Annotated in this window: 16 protein-coding genes and 1 pseudogene; 6 read left to right on the top strand and 11 right to left on the bottom strand. The window is 49.1% G+C overall.

What is annotated here, in order from left to right; translation table 11 throughout:
- The 3 genes and pseudogenes from LKE53_03640 to LKE53_03630 all read left to right on the top strand — a co-directional run bounded on the left by LKE53_03640 (window position 1) and on the right by LKE53_03630 (window position 2,246).
- A pseudogene (locus LKE53_03640) lies at window positions 1–600 on the top strand (electron transport complex subunit E).
- A gap of 194 nt (window positions 601–794) precedes the next feature.
- Window positions 795–1,400, top strand: a complete 606-nt coding sequence (locus LKE53_03635) for an RnfABCDGE type electron transport complex subunit A (protein ID MCH3971852.1) — start codon at window positions 795–797, stop codon at window positions 1,398–1,400.
- A gap of 15 nt (window positions 1,401–1,415) precedes the next feature.
- Complete coding sequence (locus LKE53_03630; GenBank protein MCH3971851.1) at window positions 1,416–2,246, top strand: RnfABCDGE type electron transport complex subunit B; 831 nt, start codon at window positions 1,416–1,418, stop codon at window positions 2,244–2,246.
- A 115-nt stretch (window positions 2,247–2,361) separates the two neighbouring features.
- Here LKE53_03630 and LKE53_03625 read toward each other — a convergent pair whose 3' ends face one another.
- The 9 genes from LKE53_03625 to LKE53_03585 all read right to left on the bottom strand — a co-directional run bounded on the left by LKE53_03625 (window position 2,362) and on the right by LKE53_03585 (window position 9,590).
- A complete protein-coding gene (locus LKE53_03625) occupies window positions 2,362–2,775 on the bottom strand; it encodes a M67 family metallopeptidase (GenBank protein MCH3971850.1) in 414 nt (137 codons plus the stop codon).
- A gap of 244 nt (window positions 2,776–3,019) precedes the next feature.
- Window positions 3,020–3,262 (bottom strand): sulfurtransferase TusA family protein, encoded by a 243-nt coding sequence (locus LKE53_03620; protein MCH3971849.1) that lies wholly within the window; start codon window positions 3,260–3,262, stop codon window positions 3,020–3,022.
- On the bottom strand, window positions 3,259–4,122 hold the full coding sequence (locus LKE53_03615) for a 4Fe-4S binding protein (protein MCH3971848.1): 864 nt from the start codon (window positions 4,120–4,122) through the stop codon (window positions 3,259–3,261). The genes LKE53_03620 and LKE53_03615 overlap by 4 nt, the downstream gene beginning before the upstream one ends.
- A gap of 31 nt (window positions 4,123–4,153) precedes the next feature.
- The gene (gene moeB / locus LKE53_03610) at window positions 4,154–4,984 is read right to left on the bottom strand and encodes a molybdopterin-synthase adenylyltransferase MoeB (protein MCH3971847.1); all 831 of its coding nucleotides are present in this window, start codon (window positions 4,982–4,984) and stop codon (window positions 4,154–4,156) included.
- Entirely contained in the window at window positions 4,968–5,189 is a 222-nt protein-coding gene (gene thiS, locus LKE53_03605) for a sulfur carrier protein ThiS (protein MCH3971846.1), read from the bottom strand. The genes moeB and thiS overlap by 17 nt, the downstream gene beginning before the upstream one ends.
- Window positions 5,190–5,644: 455 nt before the next feature.
- Window positions 5,645–6,877 (bottom strand): DHHW family protein, encoded by a 1,233-nt coding sequence (locus LKE53_03600; GenBank protein ID MCH3971845.1) that lies wholly within the window; start codon window positions 6,875–6,877, stop codon window positions 5,645–5,647.
- A gap of 18 nt (window positions 6,878–6,895) precedes the next feature.
- Window positions 6,896–8,311 carry an MBOAT family protein gene (locus LKE53_03595; protein ID MCH3971844.1) on the bottom strand — a complete coding sequence of 472 codons (1,416 nt, stop codon included), beginning with the start codon at window positions 8,309–8,311 and terminating at the stop codon, window positions 6,896–6,898.
- Between the two features lie 15 nt (window positions 8,312–8,326).
- On the bottom strand, window positions 8,327–8,812 hold the full coding sequence (locus tag LKE53_03590; protein MCH3971843.1) for a DUF4358 domain-containing protein: 486 nt from the start codon (window positions 8,810–8,812) through the stop codon (window positions 8,327–8,329).
- Window positions 8,799–9,590, bottom strand: a complete 792-nt coding sequence (locus tag LKE53_03585) for a GDSL-type esterase/lipase family protein (GenBank protein MCH3971842.1) — start codon at window positions 9,588–9,590, stop codon at window positions 8,799–8,801. Before LKE53_03585 ends, LKE53_03590 begins: the two co-directional genes overlap by 14 nt.
- A 725-nt stretch (window positions 9,591–10,315) precedes the next feature.
- Between LKE53_03585 and LKE53_03580 the strand changes: the two genes are divergently transcribed.
- A complete protein-coding gene (locus LKE53_03580; GenBank protein ID MCH3971841.1) occupies window positions 10,316–11,722 on the top strand; it encodes an FAD-binding oxidoreductase in 1,407 nt (468 codons plus the stop codon).
- Window positions 11,723–11,835: 113 nt separating this feature from the next.
- On the opposite strand, the gene LKE53_03575 is transcribed toward LKE53_03580, so the two are convergent.
- Window positions 11,836–11,985, bottom strand: coding sequence for a hypothetical protein (locus LKE53_03575; protein MCH3971840.1), 150 nt, complete (start codon window positions 11,983–11,985; stop codon window positions 11,836–11,838).
- A 193-nt stretch (window positions 11,986–12,178) separates the two neighbouring features.
- Between LKE53_03575 and LKE53_03570 the strand changes: the two genes are divergently transcribed.
- A complete protein-coding gene (locus LKE53_03570) occupies window positions 12,179–12,373 on the top strand; it encodes a hypothetical protein (GenBank protein ID MCH3971839.1) in 195 nt (64 codons plus the stop codon).
- Complete coding sequence (locus tag LKE53_03565; protein ID MCH3971838.1) at window positions 12,366–12,545, top strand: hypothetical protein; 180 nt, start codon at window positions 12,366–12,368, stop codon at window positions 12,543–12,545. The genes LKE53_03570 and LKE53_03565 overlap by 8 nt, the downstream gene beginning before the upstream one ends.
- A 51-nt stretch (window positions 12,546–12,596) precedes the next feature.
- Here the strand turns inward: LKE53_03565 and pfkA are convergent, their stop codons facing one another.
- Window positions 12,597–13,565, bottom strand: a complete 969-nt coding sequence (pfkA, locus tag LKE53_03560) for a 6-phosphofructokinase (GenBank protein ID MCH3971837.1) — start codon at window positions 13,563–13,565, stop codon at window positions 12,597–12,599.
- Between the last annotated feature and the right edge of the window lie 96 nt (window positions 13,566–13,661).

Here is a 13,661-nt window from a genome sequence, read left to right as displayed (position 1 = left end):
ATGGCTGAACAGAAAACAAGCCTCTGGCATGAATTTTCCAAAGGCCTAATCAAAGAAAACCCTGTGCTGCGCCTGGTGCTCGGCTGCTGCTCTACGCTGGCGCTTTCTACCGCTGCCAGCAACTCCATTGGCATGGGCATTGCCACTACATTCGTTCTGGTGTGCTCAAACGCCGTTATTTCTGCACTGCGCCACGTCATTCCAGACAAGGTTCGTATTCCCTGCTACATTGTTATCATTGCAGGCTTTGTTTCGGTTGTGCAGATGTTGATTGAGGCCTACTCCCCTGCGCTGAAAGACACGCTGGGCATTTATCTGCCTTTGATTGTTGTCAACTGCATTATTCTGGGCCGTGCCGAAGGCTTTGCAAATAAGCATAAGGTGCTGCCAAGCATTATGGATGGCTTAGGCATGGGCTGCGGCTTTACGCTGACCCTGCTGGTCATGGGCACAATCCGTGAGATTATCGGTTCCGGTACATTCTTCGGTATGCAGGTCATGCCTTCCATGTATCCCGGCATCATCATCTTCCTGTTGCCTCCCGGCGGCTTCCTGATTTTTGGTCTGCTCATCGCGATTGCCAACTGCATTACAGAAAAGCATGGCGGCGAGCCGGTGCACGACATGAACTGCGCCTGCTGCCCAATGGCATCTGCCTGCGGCCATGTAGATGAAAAATCAAAGCAGGCCCCGGAAAAGTGCGAAATGAACGGCAGCGCTGCTCAGAATAAATTTCTGAGGGGTACTGTTCCTCCTGTAAATGCTGAACAACAGAAAAAGGAGGGTGAAACTGTATGAATGCTTATGTAATTCATCTGTTTGCAATTTTTCTTTCTGCAATATTGACCGAAAACTACATTTTAAATCAGTTTCTCGGTATCTGCCCATTCTTGGGCGTTTCTAAAAAGCTGAAAACCGCTGTAGGCATGAGCCTGGCTGTTATTGCAGTTATGTTTATTTCCACTGCGGTCACATACCCGATTTACAGCAAGATTTTAAAGCCGCATGACATGGACTACCTGCAGGTGCTGGTGTTCATTCTGGTTATTGCCGCTTTGGTACAGCTGATCGAAACCGTACTGAAAAAGTACATTCCTTCCCTGTACCAGGCACTGGGCATTTACCTGCCGCTGATCACCACCAACTGCGCTGTGCTGGGCATTACGCAGCTGGTTATCAGCAAAGGCGAAGATTACACACAGGCTCTGGTAAACTCCATTGGTTCTGGCGTTGGTTTCCTGGTAGCCATGGTCTTGTTTGCCGGTGTACGTGAGCGCCTGGAACACAACGATATCCCGAAATTCATGAAGGGTCTGCCCAGTACATTGGTCGCAGCTTCCCTTGTGGCAGCGTCTTTCCTTGGCTTTGCCGGCGTTGTCAAAGGTATGTTGGGCTACTAAGGAGGACAAAAGGAAATGGATACTCATGCAATACTGTCTGCTGTCCTCATTGTCTGTATTATCGGCCTGATCTGCGGTGTCGTGCTGGTAGTTGCTTCTACTTTTATGGCTGTACCGAAGGATCAGAAAGAAGAGGACATTCGTGCGCTGCTGCCCGGTGCTAACTGCGGTGCCTGCGGCTTTTCCGGCTGCGACGGCTATGCTGCCGCAATGGCAAAGGGTGAAGCACAGCCTGGTCTGTGCGCCCCCGGCGGAGCCGCTGTAGCAAAAGCAATCAGCGACTACCTGGGCGTTGGCGGCGGAAATATAGAAGAAAAAGTTGCCTGTGTACAGTGCTTTGGCAACAACGACAATACCGTAAACAAAGTAAACTATGAAGGGATTGACCGCTGCTCGGCAGCCAACCTGGTTGCCGGCGGCTCTGCCTCCTGCAGCTACGGCTGCCTGGGTGTAGGCGACTGTGTGCGTGCGTGCCAGTACGGCGCAATCTCTGTCTGCAACGGCGCCGCCGTAGTAGACACAACCCGCTGCGTAGGCTGCACCATGTGCTCGAAAGTCTGCCCGCGCCATCTGATCACCATGGTACCTAAAAAGCGCCAGGCGGTTAATCACTGCATGAACTGTGACAAAGGCGCCGACACAAACAAAGTTTGTAAGGTCGGCTGCATTGGCTGCGGCAAATGCGTAAAGGTCTGCCCGAAAGAAGCAATCACGATTGAAAACTTCCGTGCAAAGGTTGACCCTGAAAAGTGCGTAGGCTGTGGTCTGTGCACAAAGGAATGCCCACGTCACTGCTTGACTTTGATGCTCGTACCAAAGAAAGCAGCACCCGTGGCAAAATCCTGATGTACTAAAAAAGCATAAGGAAGCGCCTGCAGCACAAAACTGTGCTGCAGGCGCTTTTTGCTGTCATTGACCGTCTACTGGACAGCAGTGCAGAGACTCTTCCCTTTTGCCCAGCCTAAGCAGTGACTTCAATCTTTTCTTCAGTTACAAAGGCATTTTTGTCTATATGAAAGCATTTAAGTTTCGGCTCAGTTTCCTGCAGAGACAGAATAAGATAGCGAATCGTCTTGTCAAACGCAAGGCGTTTATCTTCTTCTGACATGCGGGCAGGCGTTGCCGGGTGGCTGTGGAAGTTACCAAGCATTTGCTGCCCGCTCTTCCGCATTGCTTTGACCGCGGCAAACTGTTCGGCGGGCTTCATAGAGAAATGCTCTGGGCTGTTGTCGGCGTTGACAAGCAGATAGACCTGCTGCACCTGTGCATCTTTTCCAGCCGCTTTTCCGCCGAGAAGTCCGCAGGCTTCATTTGGTACGTTTTTCAGCGCATGAGATACAATGCTGTCGTACTGCTCCCTTGTCATTTTTAACATTGGTCATACCTCCAACTGTAAAATAAAGAAAAGCCCCGAGCCTGCGGCAGGCATTCCCGGGACCTTTGCGAAACAGGTTTCCGCACCTTTATAGGCTGCTGCCTGCCCCATGTGCAGAGAAACAGGTGCTACAGCGAATACATGCTTTTCTCATAGGAAGACACCAGCCCGGAAAATGTGCCATTACAGGGGCAGATAAAGCATCTATTGTGCATTCCTTTGTTGGCTCGCACTTTATAAGTCTTTAGCTTTCTTCTCCCTTTATGACCACAAGACGGTACGTACCGTCTTCATTTTGACTAACATCAGTAACTCGGTGTCCCTCATCTTTTAAGCTGCGCGGCACATTTTGAATGGGTTCGCCGTCATTGAGCTTTATTTCCAAAGTCTGCCCTGGCTCTAAGTCCTCCAGTGCAACCTTTGTCTTTACAAAGGTGATAGGGCATACAACATCTGTTATATCTACAAAAGCATCTGTGGTTTTCATTTGATTACCTCCTGCAGTTTTGCCTGCAGACCGTCCGTTCCGATGCGCTCAAGCATCTTTGCAAAGCGCTCTGAGGGCCTGCCGTTTTCCTGATAATAATCAATAACGGCATCTGCCACTTCGATTATTTTTTCTTCAGTAAAGACCATTGGAATCAGCGGTTTGCCAAAGCGGAAGTTGTTGCCGAAAGTGCCGCCAAAGGAAACCTGATACCCATTTTTGCCGCTCCAGGCACCAGTCGGGCAGGACTTGACACATCTGCCGCATTTGGAACACTGGTCGTCGGAGATATGTACCGTTTTCTTTTCTTTATCTACAGTAATACACTTTTCGGGACATACGGCCTGGCAGACGCCACAGTAAGTACAAGCATCTTTTCCCCAAAACGGCTGCATGGCGCCTTTGATACCAAGGTCGTTTTCCTCTGTTTTCAGGCAGTTATTGTGGCAGCCCGTAATGCTGATTTTAAATTTGTGCGGCAGGTCCCTGCGAAAATAATGCGCGTCCAGTTTTTCGGCAAGTTTCTGCGTTTCAATCAGGCCACTGGGACATATTGCGCTGCCTTGGCAGGCTGTCACCGTACGCACACGCGGTCCGCAGGCGCCCTGCTCAATGCCGCCCTCGCGCAGCTCTGCCCGCACCGCATCGATATCCTGCAGGTGAATAAATGGGATCTCGACGCCCTGCCGGGCGGTTAAGTGAATGTAACCTTTGCCGTACTTTTCTGCAATTTCATACACCTTTTTGAGTTGCTTTGCGGTAAGCTGCCCGCCAACGGTATGCAGCCGCATAGAAAAACAATCCTTTTGCTTTTGCCGCATAAAGCCGCCCTTTTTTAGAGCTGCATAATCTACTGCCATGTTTAATTCCCCCTAAAGCGGCACCTGCGCTTTATGTTTTATCTGCTTTTCCCTGCGGTTTTTTTAGGTCGCAGGCTTTCTGCTCATAATCGATTGGTTTGGTAATGGTGGGGTGCTCGCCACACACCGGGCAATCCTTTTCATGGGCCAGTTTGACTTTACGGAACTGCATTTTCAATGCATCAAAGGTGAGCAGATAGCCGGTAAGAAGCTCGCCGACACCCAAAAGGTATTTCAGGGCTTCTGTCGCCTGTATCGTCCCGATAATGCCACCCATAACGCCCAGCACGCCCGCCTGCTTGCAGGTAGGCACTGCATCCGGCGGAGGCGGATTGCGGAAGACACAGCGGTAGCAAGGGCCTTCCCCGGGGACATAGGTCATAGTCTGACCGGTGAAGCGGATAATGCCCGCGTGGGAAAATGGCTTTTTACCCAGCACACAGGCATCATTGATCAAAAACTTGGCGGGAAAATTATCTGTACCGTCGATGATAAAATCATAGTCGCGGATAATGTCCAGAATATTGGAGGCGCTGACCCACTCGCGGTGCGTCACTACCTTTACGTCCGGATTCAGCGCATGCAGAGTTGCTTTGCCCGACTCCACTTTCGGCTTACCGATTGCCTCAGTCGTGTGGATAATCTGACGCTGCAGGTTGGAAAGGTCAACCACGTCATAATCGACCAGGCCGATGGTTCCCACGCCGGCCGCCGCCAAATACATAGCGGCCGGTGCACCCAGCCCGCCGGTGCCTATAATCAGGACTTTCGACTGCATCAGCTTTTCCTGGCCTTTGACACCAACTTCTTTTAAAATCATATTGCGCGAATAGCGCTCGAGCTGCTCATTCGTGAACTTCACACTGCCCGCCCCCCATAAAGTAAAGAAATTCTACAGTGTCACCGTCGGCGACGTGCCGTGTGCCAAACTCTGCACGCGGAACAAAGTCGTCATTGACCTGCACGCTAACATAATCGGGCATTTCCGCTTTTTGCAGGACCAGCAGTTCCTGTATAGTAGGGGCTGTGTCCAGTGTGACATCATTTCCGTTTACCTGAATTTTCATCGATAAGCACCTCATTTGATTGGCCTGTGCTGCGGCAAAAGCCGCACCACTGCCAAGTTTTTTCTCGGGCTGGCTGACAAAAAGCAGCACAGATAAGACTTATATATCCTGTCACTTGATGTATTGACAGGAACTGCACACGGTACCTGCTCCTCATGGCACAGGCACCAGGCTTGCCACAGCGCTTTTGTAAAAGGTAGCAGCGCTGGCCTGCCTTTGTATCTGGCACAGCTGCTGTTCCTTTAAGCACTAAAGTTAATAATTCATATAAATTAAGTATGAATTATTCATTTGAGTGCTATTATACTATTCTTATTAAATTTGTCAAGTATAAATCCCCATTTTTCCGCATTCTTTTTTTCTGGCACAAAATACAGCCGTCAAAGGCCGCTAACGCTCCGCATACAAAAATGCCGCCCACCAAACTGGCAGGCGGCATTTTTGTATCATTTCTTTTACTTCACAGCAGTGGCAGAAGAAAGCACATCTGCAAGAGACGTATCGGAAAGATAGGTATTCAAATTGTAGAGAAACAGCACATCTGTAATATCTTCACTGGAGATAACTTTACCGATATCATCGTAATAGTAGCGCGGGTCAATCATTACGATTTCCTCATAGTACGGTGTCAAAAACTGCACAAAGCAGTTGGCGTAAGAATCCTTGAGCAGCAAAAGGCGCTTGTGATTATTGTTTGTCGTTTGGATCGTGATGCGCGGGTGGTTGCCGCCAAAGAACACCGTGTACTTGTCCTTGGTCTTCAGCGCCGCGCTTTGGTAAAGGGAAGCGCTTTTTTTGTGGGTGTCCTCATAGGTAACAAAATAGCTGCTGCCGCTGTTTCGGGGCGCATAGACCTCAATGCTGTCTTTCGTGTCATAGCAGCCGCTCTTTGATGCCATAGTCCCCTCAAAACTGTTTGTAACGGTGTAAATATCGTAATTAGTAATTGGTTTTGAAATGCCAAGTCCCGGTGCCATTGCCTGAAACGCATAGTCTGCGCCCAGGCTGGTCCAGTGGTGGTCCGTATGATAATAGATAGCTTCCTCTTTATGCGCTGTCAGCGCCGCTGTGACATCTGTAAAGACAACCTTGGCAGGCAGTCTTTTGCGTACGCTCTTTAGGTCCGCCTGCTGGTCACGCACCGGTGCATGAGCGGGCAGTTTGTCTGAGAGAATGCTCGCGGCATTTGGTACCAGCGTCATGTGGTAGTGCAGGGTACTGAATTTTTTGACAAATGCGCTGACCGCGTCTAAATTATGCTGTACGTCCTGCTCTTTTGGGTCGGCAGGTTTTTCGATAAGATAGCCGTTTTTGCCCAGATAGACGCCGTTTGACTCGCGCACGCCACGGGCACGGTCTTCATTGAGCTTCAGGGTGATCCAGCCGTCGCGGCCGACAAACTGGTCGGCGACATAGCTTTGCAGCGCGGCCGTGTAACTGCCATCCATCAGGGCAGAAAAAGAAAACTGCGGAAGAGAAGTCAGGCTGCGGTTTTCATTGTCTGAAAAAGTCCTATCTGGCACAATCAGATTGACAATAATGCCAACCAAAATTGCAACAGTCAGCGTAAACGCTGTCACCATGCACAGGCGCTTCTGCTGCAGTTTTTTGCGCTGCTGGCAAGCCATGTGGCGCCTCTGTATCTTTTCACTGGAGGCCCTGGCATTTTGGTCTTCGCTTTCCTGCATTTTAGGGCCTCCTTTTTCTTAAAATTTGAAATACAAAAATGTACTGTAAGTGGAATTGACCATATAGGCAATGCTGAGCACTAGAACCACGCAGCAGCCGACAACCCGCAGTACCAGCCTGTGGTTTCCGCGGGTAACAGCCGACAGATTACTGGAAAGTTTGGCGGCAAGCGGTGTCGCACCAAATGCGCCAACGATGATCAGAGCAAGGCATTGGGTCAGATAGTAGCAGCCGGTGGAATCCGCCGCCGCACCAGCCCCAATGCCAAACATTCTGCCAACCCACTGGAACGCAAAAGGCAGCGAGGGCGAAAAGAAAAACACCCAGCCGATCATCACCATCAGCATTGTAAAGATATGCTTCACTGCCGCTGGAATCTTCGGCAGATACTGCTTGATGACAAACTTTTCAAACAGCAGCAGCACGCCGTAAAAGCCGCCCCAAAAGATAAAGTTCCATGCGGCACCGTGCCACAGCCCTGTCAACAGCCAGACAATCACGATGTTGCGGATATTGTTTGCGAGGCCGTTTCGGTTACCGCCCAGCGGAATATAGACATAGTCACGGAACCAGCGGCCGAGGGAAATATGCCACCGACGCCAGTATTCGGTAACGCTCTGCGAAATATAAGGATAATCAAAGTTTTTGTCAAAATCAAAGCCGAACATCTTGGCAAGGCCGATGGCCATATCCGAATAGCCGGAAAAATCAAAATAAATAATCAGCGTATAAGTAATACAGCCAACCCACGCCGAAAGGACAGAAACGTTTTGCAACGGCAGGGCCGACACAGCGGTAAAGGTGGTGTTCAGGCAGTCAGCCAGCAGAACCTTTTTTCCCAAACCGATGATAAACAGTTTGGCGCCTTCGCCGAATTTCACGAAACTGCAGCTTCTTTGGGTCAGTTGGTCTGCCATGTCATGGTACTGTACAATTGGCCCGGAAGTGACCTTGGGAAAGAAGCTGACATAAACAGCAAAGTCGATAAAGTTTTTCTGTACCGGAGCTTTTTCCATGTACACATCAAAAATGTAAGACAGCACTTGAAACGTATAGAAAGAGATACCGATCGGCAGTGCCAGGGTCGTATGTGCAAATGAAGTATGAAACAGTTTATTGAGGTTGTCAACCAGAAAGCCGTCGTATTTGAAAAAGCCAAGCAGCAAAAGATTGACAACCGCCGCAATCACCATATAAGCGAGCGCCTGTGGCCTTTTCTGCGCTTTTTTCCCAGCAGCAATGCCCAGCCCCGCAAAGTAGTTGAAGCAAATACTGAAAAGCAGCAGTACAATATACTTTGGTGTACCCCATGCGTAAAACACAAGGCTTATCACCATGATAACTGCATTTTTAGCTCTTTGGGGTACAAGGTAATAGAGCAGAAGGCTCAGGGGCAAAAAAGCAAACAAAAAAAAGAGACTGCTGAAACCCATGATTTACTCTGCCCCCTACAGTGCTTTTTGAAAGGCAGCATCAGCCTCTTTTGGATTTTTGCTTACAACGTACAATACGTAATTTCCGGAAACATCCAGCACACTGGCTTTGAGCATTTCGTACTGCCCAACGCCGTAGCCGTTAAAATTTTTAGTTTGGGAATCACGCCGCGCCTCAACAGCGGCCTTCACACCCTCCTGTTGTTTTACGTCTTTCAGCTTGACAACAAGGACTTCATTTGCCGCAGCCGCTGAAGACGGGTAATACAGCGAAACGCCCTCGTACTCATTCGGGTCGAGCCCGTAAAGCCGCTTGACCATGCTGTTGTTCCCCTGCTTCATCTGTGACTGGTCTGTTACGGCTGTGACCGCCGCGGAAACAGTCTTTACAGCCGCACCGCTTACCTTACCAGAACGCTGTATGGCAAACAAAAAGACAAGCAAAACAGCAACACACACCGCCATGGCCGCGGGGATTCCATAATGCTCAGCTTTTTTCATTTTTTATGACCTCTGTTATTATATTTTTCGCCCAATACTCGTAAAATCCCTGTTTATAATGAATGCCGTCCGGCTCAAACTGGTCGGTGTGTGCTTTGCAGACAGCGTCATTGTCGATATATGGAATTTTATTTTGAGCACAGTAGGTCTTCATCGCGGCATTGTACTCTGGAATACGGTAATAGGTCTTGGATTCCCGGTAGGCCGGATCTTGCACCAACAGAATAGAGTTTACATAAACTGTTGCTCGTGGGCATGCCTGCTTAATACTCGACACGGTTTTGCCGAGTTCCTCATTGTAGGCCTGTGTTGTATTCCAGTTGCCGGACTCAATGTCATTTAACCCGTAAATCAAAAAGACACGCGCAGGATTGAGCGCTTTCAGAGCTGCCAAATGGTTTTTGACATCGGTAATCGGCACCCCAATTTTCGCCAAGACACGGCTGCTCTCCAAAAAACCGTCCTGTGAAAAATCGACCGCACGCGAATCCCCCAAAATGGCGTAGTCACGAAACTGCTTCCAGATAGAGCCCGTGCCTGTCGTCAGCTTTCCCACTTCTTCTGTCTGGTGCATATTTGCCACCTGTGACTCAACCCCGGCAGTGTTTGTTTTTTCCATCTGCTGCAAGTGTGACACACCGGCGGAGACCTTGCGGGCCGCCTCCTGTTTCTGCAGGACACTGCGGCTGATAACAACCGACAAAAGGAAAACAATCACTGCCAAAACAGCCACCAAAATGACCCAGGCGCGCGTACTGTGTACTGTTCCTTTTTTCATTTTGTAACTATCATTCTTTCTACATACAAAGCAAACTGAAATTTCTGCCCATTTTTGCAGAAATTCAGAAATTTATTTTTAAGCAAACGAAAGTCCAGTGCTTTTTGTCGAAAAAGCACTGTTGCTAAATTATTATTGCATACTTTGCGGGGTATAGTCAAGGAAATATGAAGAAAAGTAAAACAAAAAATTTGAAAGTTCATTTCTATTTTTTTGTATCAGTTTTTACGTATCTGCAGCCTTTCTTAGCAGTCGCAGGGCTGCGAAATGGTCCTGCCTTTCTTTGGCGAATAAAAGCAGAAAAAGTTTTTAGTTGAAAATAAAGTACTAATTTATTCAAAATTATCTAAAAATTATAGTGCTTCATACAAAATATTTATTTTGTTGCTTTATCACATTGACAACGAAAAGATCTCTGCTATATAATTGTGCCAAATTAAAAACAACAAAAACAGTGACAGGGAAAAGTAAGCTGCACCGCGCCTAGCAGAGAGTGGGAACGATGAAAACCCACAGACAGAGTCAGCCAAAAGATCACCCCCGAGTTGCGGACCAAACAGCACTTTGTGCCTAATAAGCCCAGCCGGCAGCGGCCGTTACCCCGCATACCAAGTGATAAATATGGGTGGTACCGCGGATTACTTCTCGCCCCATGCGAGAGGTAATCTTTTTTTATATTTTTTTACACCAGTGACCATCGAGTAAGAAAAAGGAGAGTAAAAATAATGAATACGGAACTTCTGACGAACACACCGGAAAAGGTAGTAGAGGACCTGCGGAAAATTGTCGGCACCGACAGCTGCACCTGCGACCCCGATATTACTACCGGATATCTTTATGACGAAACCGAGCCCCTGCTGCGCCCCAAAGCCAACCCTGCCTGCGTAGTGGTAAAGCCGGCCACGCCTGAGGAAATTTCGCAGATTGTAAAGTACGCAAACCGTGTTCTGCTGCCGATTACCGTACGCGGCGGCGCAACCAACGTGGTCGCCGGCGCGATTCCCACGCAGCCCAGCATCATCCTTTCTTTGGAGCGGCTGAATAAAGTGATTGAACTGGACGAAAAAGACCTGATGATCACTGTGGAATCTGGCGTTACCCTGAGCCAGCTGATGGAAACCCTGAAGAAACAAGGTCGGCTGTTTTTCCCGGTGCACCCGGGCGACGAGGGCGCCCAAGTGGGCGGCATGGTCGCTGAAAATGCCGGCGGCACCCGTGCTGTAAAGCATGGCATTATGCGCAACCATGTAAAGGCTCTTGAGGTCGTACTGCCTACCGGCGAGATTGTCACTTTTGGCGGCAAGCTGCTGAAAAACAACATGGGGCTTGACCTGATGAATCTGATGATTGGCAGCGAGGGTACCCTGGGCATTATCACTAAGGTCACGCTGCGCCTGTACGCCAAAAACAAATTCAGCGGCACGCTGCTGGTTTCTTTCAACAACTACGACGACGCAACCGCTGCTGTACCAGATATCCTGCAGGACGGCATTACGCCGCTGGCAATCGAATACATGGACCGCATCATCTCTGTAAAGGCGGCCAAACAACTGGGTACCACCTGGCCCTGCACAAAGGGTTCTGTTGACCTGATGTTCATTGTAGAAGAACCTACAGAAGACCTTCTGTACTCGAATGTAGAAAAGATTGTCGACATCTGTGAAAAGCATCACGCTATTGACAGCGTTGTCGCCGACGGCGAACGTGAGCAGCGCCGCATTCTTGAGGTGCGCAGCAACGCCTATGTGCCGTTTAAAGACAAGGTCGCCGATATTATGGATGTCGCCGTGCCGCCGTCAACACTGCCGCACTTTTTTGACGAAGTACACGACCTTGCCGATAAATACCACCGTGAAGTGGTTTCCCTGGGACATATCGGTGACGGCAATATCCACAACTTTATCCTCGGCGAAGGCGGCAAACTGCCTGACAACTATGAAGAGCTGAAAGAATCCATTTATAAAGCTGCTATCAAAAACGGTGGCACCGTCACCGCGGAACATGGCACCGGCAAGACCCGCAAAAAGCACATGCCGCTGCAGTTCCCGCCGCGTCAGATTGAGCTGATGAAAGGCATTAAAAACCTGTTTGACCCCAATGACATTCTCAGCCCCGGCAATATTTTTGATTGATTTAAAAGATAAAATTCATATAGAAAAAGGCCTGCAGAATATTCTTCTGCGGGCCTTTTTCTGAGATTATAAGTTTTTAGAAAGCTTTTTCGCGAAAGAAATATTCTCTCTTTTTACGAATTTCCCTCATCGACAATCTGCTGCAAGACAGCCATTAGGTCGGACATACTGTTGATGGTGACATTGCGGGCAAGGATTTCATTCTTTAGGTCGATTGACAAAGACTCAAATTGTTTTTCCAGTTTCGGATTTACGTATGACATAGCTGCACCTCATTTCAGCAGGTAGTATGCCCGCTTTGGTGCGTACTACCAATCTGACAGTAAATTTTTATGCAAAAAACAGAAGCTGAAAATTTTGGCGTGCGCGCCGCTATGATATTGCCGCCGCGGCTGCACATACTAGCAAAAGTGCTCGGTTTCAGCTGAAAAAACAAAATTTTTGCAGGAATGAGGAATGAAAGTGGAACCGCTTAGAGAACTGCCAATGGGGTTTGGCATGGCGCTTTTTGAAAACGACAAAGCAGCACAGCACTTTTCTAATATGACCGCTGTCGAAAGGCAGGCCGTACTACAGCAAGTACGGGAAGTCGGCTCAAAAAATGAAATGCGTGCTTTGGTGCAGCGAATCGGAGACGATGCAGATGAATAGCTCCCCTGCTCCCGGAAAAGGCCAGCACCTGTGCCTTTCTGATTTGCTCGACCAGGACACCACTAGCTATGAATATTTTTACTCGCAGCCGACCTCTGTACAGCACAAGATTTGTGAAGCTGACCCAACTTCTTTTGAAGAAATGCAGCAAACCGTGGCTGGACTCTCGTAAAAAACGGCGCCAAAGGCAAAATACCTTTGGCGCCGTTTGCTGTACAGAAAATTAAATGGAAATGGTCAATGCAATATCATACAGTTCTTTATTAAAGACACGCTTCATATTCAGCGCCTCAGTAATATCAAGGTCAACTACCTTGCCGCCGCGCAGCACAACAACACGGTTGCTGTGGCCGTTCTCCAACAGGTCTACTGCATGGTAACCCATTGCGCTGGCGATAACACGGTCGCGGAGAGTCGGGGAACCACCACGCTGCACATGACCCAAAATAGTTGCGCGGGTCTCGATGCCGGTTGTTTCCTGTATTTTCTTTGCAATCTCATTAGTGCCGCCGATGCCCTCTGCCACCATAATGACAAAATGGCGCTTGCCGGTCTTCTGCGCAAAGTGGATACGGTCGACAATATCTGTCTGGAAGTCCCACTTCAGTTCAGGCACCAAAATGGAAGTTGCACCGGTCGCGACGCCAACCTGCAGGGCAAGGTCGCCGCAGTGGCGGCCCATGACCTCGACAACGCTGCAGCGGTCATGGGACTCGGTTGTATCACGAATGCGGTCAATCATTTCGACTGCGGTATTCATTGCTGTATCAAAGCCGATGGTATATTCACTGGAGGCAATATCGTTGTCGATGGTGCCCGGCAGGCCGATGCACGGCACACCTGCATTGGTAAGGTCGCGCGCGCCGCGGAAAGAACCGTCGCCGCCAATGACCACAACACCGACAACATTCAGCCTCTTGCAGACATCTGCAGCCTTTTTTACGCCCTCAGGTGTATTAAACTCTGGGCTGCGCGCGGTATATAGAATTGTGCCGCCGCGGCCGATAATATCGGATACACTGCGCAGATTCATTTCATATACATCGCCGTTAAGCAGGCCATTGTAGCCGCGGCGCACACCCAGTACGCTAAAGCCTTTTGCGATACCCGCACGGACTACTGCGCGAATTGCTGCATTCATGCCAGGAGCATCGCCGCCGCTGGTGAGAACAGCAATGGACTTTGCACTCATTTCAAATTACCTCCAATTATCCTCTTACTACAGGCAGCCTGCGGGAAACAAAAATACCCGCAGAACTTCATATAGTTCTATTATAAGCTATTTTTT

Source organism: Oscillospiraceae bacterium (assembly GCA_022483045.1).
GTDB lineage: Bacteria > Bacillota > Clostridia > Oscillospirales > Acutalibacteraceae > Caproicibacterium.
This window is presented reverse-complemented; position numbering and strand designations above follow the sequence as displayed.